This is a genomic window from Pseudoalteromonas distincta, from assembly GCF_000814675.1.
Lineage (GTDB): Bacteria > Pseudomonadota > Gammaproteobacteria > Enterobacterales > Alteromonadaceae > Pseudoalteromonas > Pseudoalteromonas distincta.
In genome coordinates, this window is record NZ_JWIG01000001.1 from 78,425 (window position 1) to 97,200 (window position 18,776).

Annotated in this window: 18 protein-coding genes; 4 read left to right on the plus strand and 14 right to left on the minus strand. The window is 41.0% G+C overall.

The features are described 5' to 3' along the window. Positions 1–14 precede the first annotated feature (14 nt). The 5 genes from uppS to rpsB form a co-directional block, all read right to left on the minus strand. The gene (gene uppS, locus QT16_RS00315; protein WP_024596497.1) at positions 15–794 is read right to left on the minus strand and encodes an undecaprenyl pyrophosphate synthase; all 780 of its coding nucleotides are present in this window, start codon (positions 792–794) and stop codon (positions 15–17) included. 242 nt (positions 795–1,036) lie between these two features. Beyond that, the gene (gene frr, locus QT16_RS00320; RefSeq protein ID WP_206013162.1) at positions 1,037–1,558 is read right to left on the minus strand and encodes a ribosome recycling factor; all 522 of its coding nucleotides are present in this window, start codon (positions 1,556–1,558) and stop codon (positions 1,037–1,039) included. Between the two features lie 49 nt (positions 1,559–1,607). Next, positions 1,608–2,357 carry a UMP kinase gene (gene pyrH, locus QT16_RS00325; protein WP_024596498.1) on the minus strand — a complete coding sequence of 250 codons (750 nt, stop codon included), beginning with the start codon at positions 2,355–2,357 and terminating at the stop codon, positions 1,608–1,610. Between the two features lie 158 nt (positions 2,358–2,515). Then, positions 2,516–3,367: a translation elongation factor Ts gene (gene tsf / locus QT16_RS00330; RefSeq protein WP_002958320.1), complete on the minus strand. Its 852-nt coding sequence runs from the start codon at positions 3,365–3,367 to the stop codon at positions 2,516–2,518. A 104-nt stretch (positions 3,368–3,471) separates the two neighbouring features. Continuing rightward, on the minus strand, positions 3,472–4,200 hold the full coding sequence (gene rpsB / locus QT16_RS00335; protein WP_002958321.1) for a 30S ribosomal protein S2: 729 nt from the start codon (positions 4,198–4,200) through the stop codon (positions 3,472–3,474). A gap of 271 nt (positions 4,201–4,471) precedes the next feature. Between rpsB and map the strand changes: the two genes are divergently transcribed. From map to dapD, 3 genes are read left to right on the plus strand one after another with little or no spacing between them, the layout of a single operon-like run. Then, positions 4,472–5,257, plus strand: coding sequence for a type I methionyl aminopeptidase (gene map / locus QT16_RS00340; RefSeq protein WP_002958322.1), 786 nt, complete (start codon positions 4,472–4,474; stop codon positions 5,255–5,257). A gap of 30 nt (positions 5,258–5,287) precedes the next feature. Then, positions 5,288–7,906 (plus strand): [protein-PII] uridylyltransferase, encoded by a 2,619-nt coding sequence (glnD, locus tag QT16_RS00345; RefSeq protein WP_002958323.1) that lies wholly within the window; start codon positions 5,288–5,290, stop codon positions 7,904–7,906. Positions 7,907–7,915: 9 nt separating this feature from the next. After that, the gene (gene dapD, locus QT16_RS00350) at positions 7,916–8,743 is read left to right on the plus strand and encodes a 2,3,4,5-tetrahydropyridine-2,6-dicarboxylate N-succinyltransferase (protein ID WP_039484379.1); all 828 of its coding nucleotides are present in this window, start codon (positions 7,916–7,918) and stop codon (positions 8,741–8,743) included. Positions 8,744–8,855: 112 nt separating this feature from the next. On the opposite strand, the gene QT16_RS00355 is transcribed toward dapD, so the two are convergent. After that, positions 8,856–9,854, minus strand: coding sequence for a DUF2971 domain-containing protein (locus tag QT16_RS00355; RefSeq protein WP_039484381.1), 999 nt, complete (start codon positions 9,852–9,854; stop codon positions 8,856–8,858). 161 nt (positions 9,855–10,015) lie between these two features. On the opposite strand from QT16_RS00355, the gene QT16_RS00360 reads away from it, so the two are divergent. After that, entirely contained in the window at positions 10,016–12,046 is a 2,031-nt protein-coding gene (locus tag QT16_RS00360; protein ID WP_039484383.1) for a BCCT family transporter, read from the plus strand. A gap of 83 nt (positions 12,047–12,129) precedes the next feature. Here QT16_RS00360 and QT16_RS00365 read toward each other — a convergent pair whose 3' ends face one another. The 8 genes from QT16_RS00365 to pspA all read right to left on the minus strand — a co-directional run bounded on the left by QT16_RS00365 (position 12,130) and on the right by pspA (position 18,746). Continuing rightward, positions 12,130–12,474 (minus strand): 4a-hydroxytetrahydrobiopterin dehydratase, encoded by a 345-nt coding sequence (locus QT16_RS00365; protein WP_002958326.1) that lies wholly within the window; start codon positions 12,472–12,474, stop codon positions 12,130–12,132. 37 nt (positions 12,475–12,511) lie between these two features. Further along, entirely contained in the window at positions 12,512–13,309 is a 798-nt protein-coding gene (gene phhA / locus QT16_RS00370) for a phenylalanine 4-monooxygenase (RefSeq protein WP_010553750.1), read from the minus strand. 237 nt (positions 13,310–13,546) lie between these two features. Next, positions 13,547–14,728, minus strand: coding sequence for a methionine gamma-lyase (gene megL / locus QT16_RS00375; RefSeq protein WP_039485972.1), 1,182 nt, complete (start codon positions 14,726–14,728; stop codon positions 13,547–13,549). A 150-nt stretch (positions 14,729–14,878) separates the two neighbouring features. Continuing rightward, positions 14,879–15,904, minus strand: a complete 1,026-nt coding sequence (locus QT16_RS00380; RefSeq protein WP_007580966.1) for a TIGR01620 family protein — start codon at positions 15,902–15,904, stop codon at positions 14,879–14,881. After that, entirely contained in the window at positions 15,901–17,319 is a 1,419-nt protein-coding gene (locus QT16_RS00385; protein ID WP_039484396.1) for a YcjX family GTP-binding protein, read from the minus strand. The genes QT16_RS00380 and QT16_RS00385 overlap by 4 nt, the downstream gene beginning before the upstream one ends. A 63-nt stretch (positions 17,320–17,382) precedes the next feature. Beyond that, positions 17,383–17,784 carry an envelope stress response membrane protein PspC gene (gene pspC / locus QT16_RS00390; RefSeq protein WP_024596503.1) on the minus strand — a complete coding sequence of 134 codons (402 nt, stop codon included), beginning with the start codon at positions 17,782–17,784 and terminating at the stop codon, positions 17,383–17,385. Next, entirely contained in the window at positions 17,781–18,014 is a 234-nt protein-coding gene (gene pspB, locus QT16_RS00395; RefSeq protein WP_024596504.1) for an envelope stress response membrane protein PspB, read from the minus strand. The genes pspC and pspB overlap by 4 nt, the downstream gene beginning before the upstream one ends. A gap of 72 nt (positions 18,015–18,086) precedes the next feature. Then, positions 18,087–18,746 (minus strand): phage shock protein PspA, encoded by a 660-nt coding sequence (gene pspA, locus QT16_RS00400; RefSeq protein ID WP_007376832.1) that lies wholly within the window; start codon positions 18,744–18,746, stop codon positions 18,087–18,089. Between the last annotated feature and the right edge of the window lie 30 nt (positions 18,747–18,776).

Here is an 18,776-nt window from a genome sequence, read left to right on the forward strand (position 1 = left end):
GACCCTTATTCTATTTAGGTTTGAGCGAGTAATTGTTTTATTTGTTCGCCCGTACAACCAAAACGTCGCTCTCTGGCAACGTAACACGCTATAGCCTCAGCAAATGCTGCTTCATTAAAATCAGGCCAAAGTGTCTCGGTAAAGTAAAGTTCTGCATAAGCAACTTGCCATAGTAAAAAATTACTAATACGAACATCGCCACCAGTGCGAATAAGTAAATCAGGTTCAGCCTGATCTGCCATGCTCATATGCTGTGCTAAGCGCTCTTCTGTAATATCTTCTGCGTTGAGTGTGCCTTGCGCAACTTGCAAAGCAAGTTGTTTAGCCGCGTTAGCCATATCCCAACGACCACCGTAATTAGCTGCAACATTTAAGCGCAATCCGGTATTATTTTCAGTCAGCTTATGCGCAGCGTCTACCTTGCTACGTAATCCTTCAGAAAATCGTGATAAGTCTCCAATAATGGTCAGTTTTACATTGTTTTTATGAAGCTTTTTAACTTCCTTTGTTAAAACAAATAAGAAAAGCTCCATTAAAGTGTTTACTTCGTCTTCAGGGCGGCGCCAGTTTTCACTACTAAAAGCAAATAAGGTTAACGATTGTATCCCTAATTTAGTACAAAACTGAACAGATTGACGAACTGCGTCTACGCCTTTTTTATGCCCATACACACGAGGTCTATTTCTAGCTTGTGCCCAACGTCCGTTCCCATCCATGATGATAGCAACATGTTTGGGTAAACATTGCTGTGAAATTGTGTCAGCATCTAGAACCATAAATATCGAGTATTCCATAAAAAACGCCGCCTAGTATACCCTAGACGGCGTTTCAAAACTAATAATTTTAATAGGTCCTGTCGACCTTTCAGGATTGTAATTTATTCAATCTAGGCAGAACCCTTTGGGCAGCGCGTTTTTAGATTTTATGCATTGCTATCGCCTAATAATGGGAAATAACCACACTACGCAGGCTCTGCCTTGCCTTAAAACCAAACACACTACTGCAAATTCAACCTCAAAAGATAAACAGGCCCTACTTAGATTTCCATTAACTCTGCTTCTTTAGCAGCTAATAGAGTATCCATTTCTTTGATAAACTTATCTGTAAGTTTTTGGATCGCATCATCTGATTGACGCGCTTCATCTTCAGATATTTCTTTATCTTTTAATAAACCTTTTACATCGCCATTAGCATCACGACGAATGTTACGAATAGCAACACGACCACCTTCAACTTCGCCACGTACAATTTTGATTAGGTCTTTACGACGTTCTTCTGTAAGTGGAGGAAGTGGTACACGAATAACAGTACCTGCCGACATAGGGTTTAAACCTAAGTCAGACGCCATAATTGCTTTTTCAACAGCTTGCGCTAAAGACTTATCAAATACACCAATAGCAAGTGTACGAGAATCTTCAATTGTTACGTTAGCAACTTGGTTTAAAGGCGTTGGTGCACCGTAGTACGACACCATAATGCCATCTAGGATTGCAGGATGTGCACGGCCAGTACGAATTTTAGATAATTGGCTACCTAGTGCAGTTACACTTTTTTGCATGCGCGCTTGCGCGTCTTTTTGAATATCGTTAATCACGGTTTAATCCTAATTATTTGATTATTTCATCTGAGGCTTGTGAAGAAATAAGTGTTCCTTCTTCTTCACCCATAATTACGCGTTTTAGCGCGCCTGATTTATTCATATTAAATACGCTCAATGGCATATTGTGATCGCGGGCTAGAGTAAATGCCGCTAAATCCATAACTTTTAATTCTTTTTCAATGATTTCATTGTAGCTTAAGTGGCTGTAAAGCGTCGCTTCTGGGTTTTTAACAGGATCATCACTGTACACGCCATCCACTTTAGTCGCTTTAATTACTGTATCCGCTTCAATTTCGATACCGCGTAAACACGCTGCAGAATCGGTAGTAAAAAATGGGTTACCAGTGCCCGCTGCAAAAATAACAACGCGGCCAGTTTTCAATAAACTAATTGCTTCAGCCCAGTTATAAGCGTCACATACACCATTTAGCGGAATAGCCGACATTAAACGACAGTTTACAAATGCACGGTGTAGCGCATCACGCATTGCAAGGCCATTCATAACCGTTGCAAGCATACCCATGTGGTCGCCTACTACGCGGTTCATACCTGCTTCTGCAAGTGAACCACCACGTAAAAAGTTACCTCCACCAATAACTAAACCCACTTCTACGTCAAGCTCTACTAGCTCTTTAATTTCTTGTGCCATACGGTCTAAAACTTTAGGGTCGATGCCGAAGCCTTCGTCTCCCATTAAAGCTTCACCACTTAATTTGAGAAGAACACGTCTAAAAATAGGTTTGCGATTGATAGTCATAGTATAGGGGCCAACTTTTATTGAATTATGGATAAAAAATAACCGCGCTTATGTTAAACATAAAAGCGCGGTTATTTTAAAGAATTTCTAGCTGTGAAGCAAAACCAAATAGTACTTTAATTGCATCTAATTTCCTTTTGCATCACAAATAGTTAATCTTACTGACCTTTAGCAGCTGCAATTTGAGCAGCAACTTCAGCAGCAAAATCTTCTTCTTTCTTCTCGATACCTTCACCAACTTCTACACGTACAAAGCCAGTAACTGTTGCGTTTTTCTCTTTAAGAATATCGCCAACAGATTTTTTAGGTTCCATGATGAAAGCTTGACCAGTAAGAGAAACCTCACCAGTGAATTTTTTCATGCGACCAACAACCATCTTCTCAGCGATTTCAGCAGGCTTGCCTTCATTCATCGCGATTTCGATTTGTACTTGCTTTTCTTTTTCTACAACGTCAGCTGGTACGTCTGAAGGAGTTAAGTACTCTGGACGTGAAGCAGCAACGTGCATTGCAACGTGCTTAAGTGTTTCTTCATCAGCAACACCTGCAACAACAACACCGATACGGTCGCCATGACGGTACTCAACTAGGTTTTCACCAGCGATGTACTGCAGACGACGTACGTTGATGTTTTCGCCAATTTTAGTTACTAGCTCAACACGGTCTTCTTCAAACTTAGCTTGTAAGTCTTCGATAGTAAGAGTGTCAGCAATTGCAGCTTCAGCAACTTTATCAGCAAATGCTAAAAAGCTTACGTCTTTTGCAACGAAGTCTGTTTGACAGTTAACTTCTACTAGTACTGCAACGCCAGCGTTTTGCTTGATGATGATAGTACCTTCAGCAGCAATGTTACCTGCTTTTTTAGCAGCTTTAGCAGCGCCACTTTTACGCATGTTTTCAATCGCTAACTCGATGTCGCCATCAGTCTCAGTTAACGCTTTTTTACAATCCATCATGCCAGCGCCTGTGCGCTCGCGTAATTCTTTAACTAGGGCAGTAGTTACAGCCATTAGTAAATCCTCAAATCTGAAATCTGGTTTAGATAAGCGGGTTACCCGCTCTACAAGAATAACAAGTCTTCACCTTAAAAAGATGAAGACTTGATGATAGCTAATTACTCAGCTTCAACGAAATCGTCTTTCTCAGCTTGAGCAACGATGTTATTCTCGCGACCTTCAGTGATAGCAGCTGCAACAGCGCTAGTGTAAAGGCTTACAGCACGGATAGCATCATCGTTACCAGGAACGATGTAATCAACGCCGTCTGGGTTAGAGTTAGTATCAACGATTGCAACAACAGGGATACCTAGGTTGTTTGCTTCACGGATAGCAATGTGCTCGTGGTCAGCATCGATAACGAAAAGCGCGTCTGGAAGACCGCCCATGTTTTTGATACCACCAAGGCTCTTTTCAAGCTTTTCCATTTCGCGGTTAAGCATTAACGTTTCTTTCTTAGTTAATTTCTCGAAAGTACCGTCTTGGCTTTGTGCTTCAAGGTCTTTAAGACGCTTGATTGATTGACGTACAGTTTTCCAGTTAGTCAACATACCACCTAACCAACGGTGATTTACGAAGAACTGATCGCTTTCTAAAGCAGCTGCTTTAACTGCGTCGCTTGCTGCGCGCTTAGTACCAACGAAAAGAACTTTACCTTTGTTTGCTGCAGCACTTGATAAAAACTTAAGTGCGTCGTTGAACATTGGTACAGTTTGCTCAAGGTTGATGATATGTACACGGTTACGTGTGCCGAAGATGAAAGGCTTCATCTTAGGGTTCCAGTAACGTGCTTGGTGACCAAAGTGAACACCAGCTTGAAGCATATCGCGCATTGAAACGTTTGCCATTTTATAGATCCTCTATAGTTGTTTAGGGTTAGGCCTCCACATATCCCATAGCACCAACACCGAAGTAATTAAACTTCAAATGCACCCAAGTGTATGTGACGATACGTGTGTGTGTTAAAATAAAATTGTGTTTGCCTTAAATACAAAAAATCATTTAAGAATTTATTTGTAAAAAGACGGCGCGCTTTATACCATATTAAAATTAAATACTCAACGTCGCGTGCAAAATTTGTTCGGCGATAAATGTTAGAAACTCAACTTTGGAGCCTCAATGAGCGCTATTATCAAGACCCCTGAAGAAATAGAGAAAATGCGCGTAGCTGGGCGCTTAGCGGCCGATGTACTTGAAATGATCGGCCCTCATGTAGTGCCGGGTGTTACCACCGATGAGCTAAATACACTTTGTCATGATTATATTGTTAATGTGCAACAAGCAATCCCTGCTCCGTTAAATTATCATGGCTTTCCAAAATCAGTTTGTACGTCAGTTAATCATGTTATTTGTCACGGAATTCCAAATGACAAAGCATTAAAAGAAGGCGACAGCGTAAATATTGACGTCACTGTCATTAAAGATGGCTACCACGGCGATACTTCTAAAATGTTCCACGTTGGTACACCAAACATCCAAGCTAAGCGTCTTGCAGAAGTAACACAAGAAAGCTTATACCTTGCTATTAAAATGGTAAAACCAGGTGTGCGCTTAGGTGATATTGGTTCTGCTATTCAAAAATATGCAGAAAGTTTTAATTACTCTATTGTTCGTGAATATTGCGGCCACGGTATTGGCGCAGGATTTCATGAAGAACCACAAGTAATGCACTACGGTAAAGCGGGTACTGGCGAAACTTTAAAAGCGGGCATGTGCTTAACAATTGAACCAATGGTTAATGCGGGTAAACGCCAATGTAAGCTACTTAAAGATGATTGGACTGTAGTAACTCGCGACCGCAGCTTGTCTGCACAGTGGGAACATACTTTATTAGTGACTGAAAATGGTGTTGAAATTTTAACGCTACGATCAGATGATACTATCGACAGGATCATAGAACACTAATAATAAATAAGAAATTAGGAGCCAGCCCACGTGGCATTACCCAACAAAGTAAAAAAGTTGCTCAGCGATGCAGAGCAACTTAGTGATTATCGCGATTGTTCTAGCTATTTTTATAAATGGTTACATAACGAATTTTCTAAACAACCGGTTGGGAATTTAATTAATGCCCGGGCTGAGTTTATTGACCGCCTACTAATTAAGCTTTTTCATGTTTACGACTTAGCGCGCGAACCTGATTTAGCATTAATAGCAGTAGGCGGATACGGACGTGGCGAGCTACATCCCTACTCCGACATCGACTTTTTATTGCTTGTAACTAAACCGCCAAGCGAAGAAATATGCGAAAAAATAGGCCAGTTTGTCACCATGCTATGGGATCTCAACTTAGAGATTGGTCACAGCGTGCGCACGATAGAACAAGCCATCGAGCAAAAACGTGAAGACGTTACTTTTGCCACCAGTTTACTCGAAAGCCGCCTTATTTTTGGTAATCATATTGAGTTTGAAAAACTCAAAACGCATATTCTAGAAACACCCGTATGGCGCTCCGGTGAGTTTTTTACTGCCAAAGTTCAAGAACAAAACTTACGTCACAAAAAGTGTCACGGCACCGCGTATAATCTTGAGCCAAACATTAAAGAAAACCCCGGTGGCCTACGCGACTTGCAAACCATTATTTGGGTCGCAAAAAAGCACTTTAGAACCGAAACTCTGCAAGAGTTAATAAGTCACGGCTACTTAACCCATGAAGAGTTTCAAGAACTTTCAGAGTGCCTAGAAAACCTATGGAATATTCGCTTTGCACTGCATCTAGCCGCAGGTCGGGCTGAAAACCGCTTATTGTTTGATCATCAACCACAAGCCGCCGAAATTTTAGGTTTTGGTAGCGACGGTAAAGCCTCTGTTGAGCGTATGATGAAGCGCTTATTTAGAATAATGAGCCGCGTTCGCGAACTTAACCAAATGCTACTTTCATACTTTGAGCAAAGTATCATGCCCGAAAGTAGTGAAAAAACGGTGATAGTACTCGACAGAAACTTTGAGCAAGTGGGCCATCAAATACGCGTAAAAGATCCATCTGTATTTTTTAGACGTGACCAACTTTTTGTATTGTTTGAGCACATAGCAGACAACCCTGCAATAACGCATATTTACCCAAGCACTATTCGTACAATTCGCCAAGTACGCCGTCGTTTATTGGGGGATTTACAAGATTACGCAGCCTGTCGTGAAGCCTTTTTACGCTTAGTTAAACACCCTAATGGCATGGGCCGCGCATTTACGCTTATGCACAAGCACGGCATGCTTGCCGCCTACTTACCGCAGTGGCGTAACATATTTGGGCAAATGCAGTTCGATTTATTTCACGCTTACACCGTAGATGAGCATACTCACAAATTAATCAAAAATATTTACGAATACTTTGATAAAACAGGCATTAGCGAGTTTCCTATTTGTAGTGAAATAGTCACTCGAATGGACAAACCAGAGCTACTTTATTTAGCCGGTATATTTCACGACATTGCTAAAGGCCGAGGGGGAGATCACTCAGAACTTGGCGCTGTTGATGCTATAGCCTTTGCTAAATTACATGGTTTTTCATCCTCTGATGCAAAATTAGTAGCATGGCTTGTAAGTAACCATTTACTTATGTCGGTTACCGCGCAGCGTAAAGATATTAACGACCCTGCTGTAATAAAAGACTTTGCAACACGTATTAAAACAGAGCGCCAACTCGACTATTTATATTGTTTAACCGTTGCCGATATCCGTGCAACCAACGACAACTTATGGAACGATTGGAAAAACACCCTACTGCGTGAATTGTACTTGCACACGCAACGCGCGTTGCGCTTAGGGCTTGAAAACCCAATGGATCAGCGCGACCAAATTCGCGATAAAAAGCACCAAGCTAAACAACGTCTACTCAACTTAGGTTACCCTGAGAATAAAATTGATTTAATTTGGAGTCGCTTTAAAGCCAATTACTTTACCGCCTTTAGCGAACAGCAAATATCGTGGCAAAGTGAGCATTTATTAACTAGCACCGATTTAAGCCAACCCAGTGTAATTGTATCTAACAAAGCCATGCATGGTGGTACACAAGTATTTGTATACAGCCCTTACTCTGGTGCACTATTTGCGAGATTAGTGAGTGTAATCGGCTCTAAAAAAGCACAAATACAGCACGCGCAAGTACTGACCACCAAAGACGGTTACGTCCTGTTTAGCTTTGTAATACTTGAAGTAAGTGGCGACCCTATAGCGAGCGGTCGAGCGCAATCAATTAAACGCGGGCTTGAGCAAGCACTTAGCGATCCACGTAAAAAAATTCGCTTTAAAAAGAGCCGCTCTCAACGCTTTAAAGATTTTAATATTAAACCTAAAATTGTGTTGCGCCCACATGCACGCAAAGACCGTAGCTTAATAGAAATTCAAGCCGTCGATATACAAGGTTTACTAACCAAAATAGCCGAAGTTTTCCAAGCGCATTTACTACACATTCACGCTGCCCGTATTACAACGGTAGGTGAACGTGCCGAGGATTTCTTTGTTGTATCTAATAACGAATACCAAGCGCTGACTGATGAAGAGCAAGCAAAAATTCATCAGGCATTACGTAAAAAATTCAACGCCGAAACAGAATAGAGGACACACATGTCAGATTTAAAAACGATGATCGAAAACGCATGGGACAACCGCGATAGCATTAGCCCAAGCACAGTATCAAGCGACGTAAAGCAAGCCATTATCGACGCACTTGATTTACTTGATAGCGGCGCAGCACGCGTTGCCGAAAAAATATCAGGTGAATGGGTTGTACACCAGTGGCTTAAAAAAGCAGTATTACTGTCGTTTCGTATTCGCGACAACCAACCAATGAACGACGGCGTAAACCAATTTTACGACAAAGTACCACTTAAATTTAGCGACTACACGCCAGAGCAATTTCAACAAGGTGGTATGCGCGTAGTACCAAACGCAGTAGCACGTAAAGGCAGCTTTGTAGGTAAAAGCGTCGTACTCATGCCATCGTACGTAAACATTGGCGCATACGTTGACGACGGCACCATGGTTGATACATGGGCAACTGTAGGCTCGTGTGCACAAATAGGTAAGAACGTACATTTATCAGGTGGCGTAGGCATAGGCGGCGTTTTAGAGCCTCTACAAGCTAATCCAACTATCATCGAAGACAACTGTTTTATTGGCGCACGTTCTGAAATTGTTGAAGGCGTAATTGTTGAAGAAGGCGCAGTAATTTCAATGGGCGTTTACATCAGCCAAAGCACCCGTATTTACGACCGCGAAACCGGCGAAATTCACTACGGCCGCGTACCAGCAGGCGCAGTAGTTGTACCAGGCGCACTACCGTCAAAAGATGGCACCCACAGCCTTTACGCTGCAATCATCGTTAAAAAAGTAGACAAACAAACACGTGAAAAAGTAGGCATCAACGCCCTACTACGCTCAATTGATGAGTAACACGTAGGTTAAGTTGAGTGAAACGAAACCCATCGATACGTTGAAGTAAAGTGTTTTAGCTAAACTTTAATTGTATATAGAAAAGCTCTAAGCCCTTTGGGTCTAGAGCTTTTTAAATTCTTCTAAATGAAGTTTGAGTCCTGGACACCTCTACATTAAAATTCAATGAACTCAAAAAAGACTTTAAGCCTTTAACAGCTAACTCATTATTTTCTGATGGTCCTATTATAATTTCTTCAATTGAATTTTTAGGAAAAGGTATCGCTCTATATGGGGCTATAATGCCAGACTTTAGGGTTCTGTAGCATAAAGGAAAAAACTCTTTCACTCCATTTTCAAGCTTTATAAAATCAATATTAGAGGAGTCTATAAAATCAAAATAACCCTTTTCAGTATTTTCATTTAATGAGACTAAACCAGGGTAAAAAAGAGTAAAACGATACTCTTCTTCATATTCGAACGCTTGATCTTTTATGCTAGCAATCTTAAAAATCGCTTCATTAAAAATTTCAATTGCAGCAATAGCACATTTTTCATTTAGATCATTTCCATTTAAATTTGGATCTAACACATAACTTAAAACCTCAGGCAGATAGTGTTCTTCAATTAAAGAATGAAGCATTTCCTCAGTTGGTTGGTAATCAACATCATCATAGCCACTCAAAAGTTTTCTTTGCCTAAAGTACTCATCATCAAATAGATTTTCTTTATTAAACTTTATGCAATATGAAGTTTGCTCTGACCCGTAAGTTAGCCAGTGGTTTAGGCTATCACGCTTAGTTGTAAATGAAGTGGTATAAATTTCATCAATGGTATTATTATCAATTATATTCCATAGAAAATTTAAAAAACGATTTGCGAGATGCACGTCCTTACTTCGTATTTCTTTTTGGGTAACATCTAAAGGTATATTTTTGTGTTTGGCATAAATTTCTTCGAGTTTGATTTGTGAAAACTCAGACAAACTCCCTCTGAGTGATTTTATTCTATCAATACCTTGCTTTATTTCTCTAAAATCATTTAGATATTCTGCGTTAGTAGCCCATAAACTTTTGCTCTCTAAAATCCCCTTTAAACCATCTGCAGAAGTGTAGTGATAAACGTATTCCATATTTAAAATCCCAAGTAATGTTAATCTTTAGTTTAACCTTGATAAGTAGCAACAATAAAATTTGATAATCTTAAACAAGAGACTGAATTAGCCAACGCACCCAAGATATAATAAGGTAGTAAAGCATAATTGAAAGTTAGCAATCAATATTAAGGATTAATATGACAAAAACTGCTTTACGCTCAACTATTTTACTACCTGTATTTTTGCCTGCAGTGTTTATTATTCTGCTCTTGGTAATTGGTACAAGTAGCAATCCTGAACTTGCAGGGCAAGCATTTAGTATCACCCTCAAGTGGATAACAGAAACCTTTGGCTGGTTTTATATGTTATCAGTCGCGATTTTCTTAGTTTTCATCGTTTGTGTTGCAGTCTCAAGTTGGGGAAATATTAAGCTGGGCCCTGATCATGCGCAGCCACAATACAGCTTCGCCGAATGGTTTGCCATGCTATTTTCGGCCGGCTACGGAGTCGCATTACTATATTTTGGTGTAGCAGAGCCCGTACTCCATTATGCATCTCCGCCCGCGGGCGCAGCAGAAACCGTCGATGCTGCCAAGCAAGCTATGCAAATTGCATTTTTTCATTGGGGTTTTCACATATGGGCAATCTATGGGATTGTCGGCTTAGTCCTTGCTTATTTTGCATTTCGCCATGGCCTTCCACTGTCGATTCGCTCAGCGTTGTATCCACTTATTGGTGATAAAATATATGGCCCTATTGGTCACACTGTTGATGTTTTTGCCATATTAGGCACGCTCTTTGGTATTGCTACAACACTAGGACTTTCCGTTACCCAAATTAATGCAGGGCTGCATTATTTATGGCCAAGTATTCCTATTAATACCACTGTACAAATTACTGCTATTGCCATTATTACCGCAGCGGCTACTTTCTCTGTAGTGGCTGGTATGGATAAAGGTGTAAAGCGCTTATCTATTGTAAACATGACACTTGCAGTGTCATTAATGGCCTTTGTATTTTTTATTGGCCCTACTATTCATATCCTTGAATCGTTTTTACAAAATACCGGCAGCTACCTAAGCGGTATTGTTGAGCGTACTTTTAATTTACAAGCATATAGCCGTAGTGATTGGATTGGTAACTGGACACTATTTATATTTGGTTGGACTATTGCTTGGGCGCCATTTGTTGGCATGTTTATCGCCAAAATTAGCCGCGGCAGAACCATCAGGCAATTTGTTGTAGGAGTGATGTTAGTTCCGACTATTTTTACCTTTCTGTGGTTTTCTGTGTTTGGTGATACCGCGTTAAATCTAATAATGAATGAAGGGTTCAATACTTTAATTACTGATGTTCAAGCCAACCAAGCTGTTGCATTGTTTCAGTTATTTGAGGTGCTACCGCTATCATTTATTATTTCGCTACTCACCGTTATTCTAATCATTACCTTTTTTGTAACCTCGTCTGACTCAGGATCATTAGTTATTGATTCCCTCGCCTCTGGCGGTAATATTAATACGCCCGCATGGCAACGCGTGTTTTGGGCTGTGCTAGAGGGCGCTGTGGCTGCTGTTTTATTAGTGGCAGGAGGGTTAAGTGCGCTACAAACTATGACTATAGCCAGTGCCTTACCCTTTGCGATTATTATGCTTATTGCAACCGCTGGGCTTTGGCGAGCACTCATTATTGAAGGCCATCGCGATACTAGTTTACAAGCACATGCGCTCAATGGCCGTAATATCAACTTATCTCATTGGAAGCGCCGTTTAGCCGCCATGGTTAATTACCCCAATAAAGAAAAAGTACACACCTTCATTAGTAGTGTGGTGGTACAAGCAATGCAAGCCGTTCAGGCTGAATTAAAAGCTCGACAATGGCATGCAGAGGTTGATTTTGATACCGACTTAGGCCGTGCTCATTTAACTGTGCTACGCCATGAGCATGTTGATTTTGTATATGACATTCGTCTAACCGAACACCCAATGCCAAGCTTTGCCTATTCAGAGCTAAAGCCCAATATTGATAACACCGAAATGCATTACAAGGCTGATGTTTTCTTACGTCGTGGTGGACAATCTTACGATGTGTATGGTTACAGTGAAGATGATATTGTGAAGGATATTCTTGATCAATTTGAGAGTTACTTACACTTTTTAGATAACAGCCCAGGTGAGCTACCTTGGGATATGGCCGAGCACGATGACATGTTAAATAGCGATAAATCTTAAATAAGCATCGTATTTAATACACAATTAATGCAATAAAAAAGGCACTGAAAAGTGCCTTTTTAGTTTGCTCAATTAATTTTTAATTACAGCGCGTTAAATACGTCGTCTGTTTTAGCTGCGCAAATAAAATCGTTTTTGTGTAGGCCTTTAATTGAATGGCTCCACCATGTAACGGTTACTTTGCCCCACTCGGTTAATAAACCTGGGTGGTGGCCTTCGTCTTCTGCCATGTCGCCTACTTTGTTAGTAAATGCGATAGCTTGTTTAAAGTTTTTAAATTTATAAACACGCTCAAGCTGCATAATGCCGTCACGTACTTCTGGTACCCAGTCTGGGATTTTAGTAATTAATTGTGCTAACTCTTCGTCAGATACTTTTGGCGCATCTACATGACAGGCTTCGCATTTTTGTGCACTTAATGAAGACATTCTAAATCCTTACTTTTAGCTTTTTTAGCATTAATATTTAACTGGCTAATTTTTCTTTTGGTGGAAATTTTGGGTCGTGCAAACCAAGCTCTTTAGCTCGCTCAACCAAAGTCATAATATCCATTTGCGATATATCAAACAGATCATGAATCGAATTTATGGTGTAGTACTGTGGTTGCATAATATCAATACGGTACGGCGTACGCAGTACATCAAGCACATTCATTGGGCTGATTTCTGGCGTGTTTGAGTATACGTACTGAGTCTCCCCTGGGCTTGATAAAATACCGCCGCCGTAAATACGCAGACCGTCTTCGGTTTGCATTAAACCAAATTCAACCGTAAACCAGTATATACGCGCAAGGTATACACGGTCCTTTTTCTGCGCTGCGTAACCTAATTGCCCGTACTTATGCGTAAACTCGGCAAAGTCAGGGTTAGTTAGCATGGCGCAATGGCCAAATATTTCATGAAAAATATCTGGCTCTTGTAGGTAGTCAAATTCTTCGCGGCTACGAATAAATGTAGCTACCGGAAACTGCTTGTTTGCTAGTAATCTAAAAAACTCATCAAAGTCGATAAGCGCAGGTACTGGTGCAACTTGCCAACCGGTAGTGGCTAGTAACACTTCGTTTAGCTCGCTTAACTGCGGAATACGGTCGTGCGGCAGGTTAATCTTTTTTAACCCTTGCATGTACTCATCGCAGGCTTTGCCTTCAATGCATGCAAGTTGGCGTGCTACAAGCTCAGACCAAATTTTATTTTCTTCATCACTCCAGTGTATAACACCATTTTCGTCTGGTGTTTTGGATGTGTATTTACTTGCTTTAGCCATAAGTACCTTCTTGGGTGTGAGCCCTAAATCGGTGTCAGTGTGATACTCAAACCTATTGAATATCGAATGACCCCATACTATGCAAAAGTGAAGAAAAGTTTAATAGATAGGCTAACATCAGTATTTAGCGCGATCACCTAGATCGTAAAGTTAAAATTACACTCATGGCAAATTAAAAATACAGACCTTTAAATAAAGGCCTGCAGCTTGTTTTTATGTGTATACAATTAAATACATCTAATCAATTTTAGTAAAAGCTTGGTCTAAATCACTAATAATGTCGTTAACATCTTCAAGCCCAACCGAGAGCCTGATCAACCCATCACTTATACCAGCGGCGGCCCGCTCCTCTGGCGTATAAGGCGAGTGAGTCATAGATGCAGGATGCTGAATTAGTGTTTCAGCGTCGCCGAGGCTTACTGCAAGTGTACAAAGTTTCATACTATCAATAAATTGAGCGCCATCTTGTAGCGTGCCTTTTATTTCAAACGCAATAACACCACCAGCGGCTTTCATTTGATTACCAATAAACTTATAACCTGGGTGCGATTTAAGCCCCGGGTAATATACGGTGCTTACTTGTGGGTGAGCTTCTAGATATTGCGCTATTGTTTGTGCGCTTTGACAATGGCGTTCTATTCTAATAGCGAGTGTTTTTAGGCCTCGATTAATTAGCCATGCATCGTGTGGGCTTATGGTTGCACCAATATCTTTTAATACGGTCATTTTAATGTGTGTTATGTGCTCAAGCGATCCACATACAATACCCGCTACTACGTCTCCGTGGCCGTTTAAGTACTTGGTCGCACTGTGCATTATAATGTCGATGCCGTATTTTTTAGGCGATTGCAGTAGCGGCGTTAAAAAGGTGTTGTCGACTACACTAATTAAACTGTGCTCTTTAGCAACTGCGCCAATGAGTGCCAAATCAATAACCGCCATAGTGGGGTTGATTGGCGTTTCTACAAATATCATTTTTGAATTAGGTTTGATGGCAGCGCGTAGTTCGTCCTCATTGGTCATATCAACAAAGGTGACTTCGATTCCCCAGCGCGGCAACATGTGCGAGAAAAACGCAAAGGTACAACCATACAAAGCACTTGAGGCAACAAGGTGATCTCCTTGCGATAAAAAGCTCAGTACTGAGGCAGATACGGCCCCCATACCTGTTGCGGTTGCAGCAGCTGCTTCACAGCTCTCTAGTTGAGCAACTTTTTGTTCAAGCTCTGTGGTTGTAGGGTTTCCTAAGCGCGTATAAATATAGCCAGGTTCGTCGCCTGCAAAACGCGCAGCACCTTGTGCGGCATTTTCAAAATGAAAGGTAGAGGTTTGATACAAAGGAGAAGTGAGTGCGCCGTGCGGGTCGTTTGCTTTTTGTGGTCCGTGAATACACTGGGTGTTTATATGATGCTTGCTCATTGTAGGCTCATTTTTTTGATTATTATGTTTTTGCGATTCAACAATCAAAACGTATGCGCTTACAAACAGCAAGCATGCCGGATGCTCAGATGGCTATTTGTGTAAAAACCGTGCAGCGCACGTTTGTACACAAATATTGCCACTGCTAATCTAGTGTGTTGGTTCAGCCTTTTTACGGCTCATAATTTTACCTGCGATGCTTTGCACAGTGCCTTTTAGTAAGCTGCGTTTGTTTTCAAGCCGTGGTAATGGGCGACTAAGCTCCATTGCTTTGTAACCAATACGCGCTGTAAAAATACCGGCGCTGACCCCTTGCGCTGCCCGCCCCGAAAGCTTACCTAAAAGCTCAGCACTTAGTGCAGTTGCAGCAAGGTCAGATACAAGCTCAGCACTGCCTACAAACATAACTTGTTTTATCAACATACGGTAAAGCTTAATGCGGCTCGCGTAACCAAAACCAATGCCGTAAATTTTACCAATTTGTTCTATTAACTTAGTACCGCGCCAAAGCACAGCCATCATATCCACCAGCGCAAGTGGGCTTAGGGCAACTAGCAGTGCAGATTCAGTCGCAAAACGATTTATAAGCTTTTTAGCTTTGGTGTCTTGGGTTATTAATAAACTGTTGGCGTACAGCGTCATTATTTCTTTGTCGCTGTGATGCGTCGCTACTTGGTTTTTAAAGGTTTCAAAGTTATCAAGCTCTTGATGTTTGTTAAGCTTTTCGAGCCAAGGTAATGCACCGCCTACTTGCTCGCTGTTTAAAAGCCTATCGGCTTCAACTCGGTGCAGTTGGTTACGCTTTAAACTGCGCAGCATTCGGTACTCTCGCCACAATAAGCGCCCAATTAGCAGCACGCCACTTACAACTGCGGTTAAATAAACACTGCCTAAAATAATTGACTGCTCGAAAGCAAATAATAACGAATATGCAAACTCTAAAAGCACCAGTACTATAAAACTAATGGCAAAAACACCTTTGAGCGTTTGCCACTTTGACTTTTTGTATACAGGCTCCAGATCTATTTCTGGCTCTAGTGCTTCATCTTCAAGTTCTTCGTAATCACTTTGTCCGTGCTGAATAATTTTTGCAGGTGCTAAAACGGGTTCGTTTTGCTCAATGCTTTGCGTATCTATACGACGCCCTGCTTGAAATGGTTGGTTTGACTCACTCATGTTAATTTGTCTCCTAGCAGGTACTGCATGACATGATCTAATCGAATATGTTTTAGTTGTTTATCGGGGCTCGGCATTGGAGAAAACGATAAAAACTCAAATCCCTGTGCTGGCCACTCATTTTTATTAAGCATTCGCGAGGGAGGTTGCGGCGGTAAATACGTAAGCCAATCTGGCTCGTTTAGCGGTTTACCATAAATACAGTCAAGCGTTTGACCTTTGTCGGTAATCTGGCGCGGCTGCGTTGCTGTAATTGACGACATAGCCATGGTTTCTATTTTTACACCATCAAACTTTAAATGATTACTTTGCTCATGCACGAGCGAATCAAGTAGTAGTGCTAAATCTTTATGGTGTTTTGCACTTATGTGATCTGATTTATTAGCTGCAAATAATATTTTGTCTATGTTGGGCTTAAATAAACGTTTAAAAAAGCCCGACTCACCATAGTTAAAGTGTGCGAGTAATTGGTTTATTACACTGCTTTGCTCTTGGAGTGTTTCGTGCCCTTCGTTTAACGCACTAAGTACATCTACAAGTACAATTTGGCGATCAAAGTGCCTAAAATGCTCATTATAAAATGGTTTTACAACTTCTTTTATATAGGCGTTAAAACGCTTAATTAAATGCGCTAAATTAGAACCCGCAACGACATCGTCACTGTTTATTTCACCCGATACCGGAAAAAACAATAACAATGGCGCGCCTTGTAGGTCGCCAGGCATAAGCATGCGCCCAGGTTGCAACATGGCAAGTTTGGTGTCTTTTTTAAGCTCGACTAACATGCTTTGATAAAGCTGAGCAATATGAGCAAGTGCGTTTTCATCAACGGGAGCGTTTAAGTCAAGTTGCTCAACGGCCATTAAAAAATCACTTGATGTGTTTACGCGCGAAGGCTGAGTTAATAACGGATATTGCTGCTCGCACCATTGAGCATAACTTTGCTCAAGCATAGGTAAATCAAGGAGCCATTCACCCGGGTAGTCAATAATATCTAAATAAAGCGTTGATTGCGGCGAAAAGTGCCCACGCAGCCCTGCATTACTTTGATACTTTATTGCCAAGCGTAGCGTATTAATCCGCTCGGTAGATGCAGGCCATGTAGGCATCCCATCGCTTGGTAATAATGAATTTAGTGCGCGCGTATAATTAAACGTAGGAACTTTTAACGCCTCTTGCGGCACAACTTTAGTGGCCACATGGCGGTGCTCGCGCATTACATCAAAAAAAGGTAAGTTTTTATCGTCCGCTTGGGTTGTTAAGTGTTTAACAAGCGCGGTAATAAAGGCAGTTTTACCACTACCACTTAGGCCAGTTACGGCAAGCTTTACGTGTTGGTCTAAACTGCGATGTAGGGCTTTTTGTGCTTTGCCTTTAATGCTTTTAAAGGTCTTTTTTGCAAATGATTGGCTCATAAAGTGTCTTGCACCTAATTTGCCGTAATTTATCACGCTGCAAATAAGGTGCTATTAAATCCTTTAAAGTTTGTTAATTTCACGGCTCACCGTAAACTCGCTTGAAGTTACATGGCGCTCCATATCTTGAAGGCGAGTATCTACACGCGTTAAACGCTCTTTTAAGTCTTGCAATGCGCGGCGCGGCGGCTCGCCTTTTTGCCATACTTTAAATTTTACTTCTAGCGGATCGTCAGTTTTAGTTGAGCTTTTTGTTTGCGCTGTTGCGGGCTCTTTTTTATCTAAAATGAACCAGGCTGCAATATACGCTACCACAAATAATGGGCCACCCGTTAGCAGTACCGCACTAACAAATATAATGCGAACTAACCATAACTCCATATTAAAGTAGTCACTTAATCCCGCACATACTCCGGCTATTTTACCGCGTTGTGGGTCTCTTAATAATTCGCGTTTGGCACTCATACTTTGCGTCTCCATTGTGGTGACTCTTGATCAAGCAATGCTTCAAGTGTTTCTAATCGATCAGCCATTTTTTCAGCTTTGTGTGCAAGCTCAAGTAATTGGCGATGTTCGTGCTCACTTAAACCTTGGCTTACTTGTTTCTTGCTACGGTAGTGCAAAATTAGCCACAGCGGAGCAACAAAAATCATAAACAAGATAAATGGTGCAACTAATATCTCTGGATCAAACATAATCCTCTCCTGACAATCCGTTTTGATGTTTTTAAGCTGGGGCACATGGGCCCCATATATTTTTATATGTAATTATTTATCAGCTAACTTCTTTTTAAGTTCGGCTAGCTCATCATCTATCTTTTCATTTTTTTGTAGATTAGCAATTTCATCCGCTAACGTCTTTTTACCTAAATCGTACGACTCAATTTGAGATTCTAGTCCATCAATTTTGGTTTCGTAACGTTCAAAGCGGTTAAGTGCTTCTTCTACTTTTGAGCTATCAAGTGTCTTTTTCACTTCAAGGCGCGACTCAGCCGAACGTTGGCGAAGTATAATTGCTTTTTGACGAGATTTAGCATCTGCTAGCTTTTCTTGTAGCGTCGTTACTTCTTGCTGTAATTTCTCAATATGAGACTCTACATGTTCAAGCTCACTCGCTACTGAAGCAACTGCATCTGCCGACTTTTGCTTTTCAAGTAAGGCTGAACGCGCTAAATCGTCGCGGTCTTTACTTAAAGCCAGTTCGGCTTTATCTTGCCAATCACTTACCTGCGCTTTAAGTGTATCTAAGCGGCGTACAATTTCTTTTTTCTCAGCCAATGTTTTAGCTGATGTAGAACGTACTTCAACAAGCGTATCTTCCATTTCTTGAATAATCAGACGAACCATTTTTTCTGGGTCTTCTGCTTTATCTAAAATGGCGTTGATATTAGAATTAACAATATCTGCAAAACGTGAAAAAATTCCCATAACATTTACCTCTGTAATTAAAACTTAGTT

Coding starts and splice junctions, on each gene's coding strand:
- QT16_RS00355 (WP_039484381.1), bottom strand. CDS start 9,854: ATGGAATACGTTTATCACTACACTTCTGCAGATGGTTTAAAGGGGATT.
- QT16_RS00385 (WP_039484396.1), bottom strand. CDS start 17,319: ATGAGCCAATCATTTGCAAAAAAGACCTTTAAAAGCATTAAAGGCAAA.
- tsf (WP_002958320.1), bottom strand. CDS start 3,367: ATGGCTGTAACTACTGCCCTAGTTAAAGAATTACGCGAGCGCACAGGC.
- megL (WP_039485972.1), bottom strand. CDS start 14,728: ATGAGCAAGCATCATATAAACACCCAGTGTATTCACGGACCACAAAAA.
- map (WP_002958322.1), top strand. CDS start 4,472: ATGAGCGCTATTATCAAGACCCCTGAAGAAATAGAGAAAATGCGCGTA.
- pspA (WP_007376832.1), bottom strand. CDS start 18,746: ATGGGAATTTTTTCACGTTTTGCAGATATTGTTAATTCTAATATCAAC.
- rpsB (WP_002958321.1), bottom strand. CDS start 4,200: ATGGCAAACGTTTCAATGCGCGATATGCTTCAAGCTGGTGTTCACTTT.
- QT16_RS00380 (WP_007580966.1), bottom strand. CDS start 15,904: ATGAGTGAGTCAAACCAACCATTTCAAGCAGGGCGTCGTATAGATACG.
- phhA (WP_010553750.1), bottom strand. CDS start 13,309: ATGGCTAAAGCAAGTAAATACACATCCAAAACACCAGACGAAAATGGT.
- QT16_RS00365 (WP_002958326.1), bottom strand. CDS start 12,474: ATGTCTTCATTAAGTGCACAAAAATGCGAAGCCTGTCATGTAGATGCG.
- dapD (WP_039484379.1), top strand. CDS start 7,916: ATGTCAGATTTAAAAACGATGATCGAAAACGCATGGGACAACCGCGAT.
- QT16_RS00360 (WP_039484383.1), top strand. CDS start 10,016: ATGACAAAAACTGCTTTACGCTCAACTATTTTACTACCTGTATTTTTG.
- uppS (WP_024596497.1), bottom strand. CDS start 794: ATGGAATACTCGATATTTATGGTTCTAGATGCTGACACAATTTCACAG.
- pspB (WP_024596504.1), bottom strand. CDS start 18,014: ATGTTTGATCCAGAGATATTAGTTGCACCATTTATCTTGTTTATGATT.
- frr (WP_206013162.1), bottom strand. CDS start 1,558: ATGCAAAAAAGTGTAACTGCACTAGGTAGCCAATTATCTAAAATTCGT.
- pspC (WP_024596503.1), bottom strand. CDS start 17,784: ATGAGTGCCAAACGCGAATTATTAAGAGACCCACAACGCGGTAAAATA.
- pyrH (WP_024596498.1), bottom strand. CDS start 2,357: ATGACTATCAATCGCAAACCTATTTTTAGACGTGTTCTTCTCAAATTA.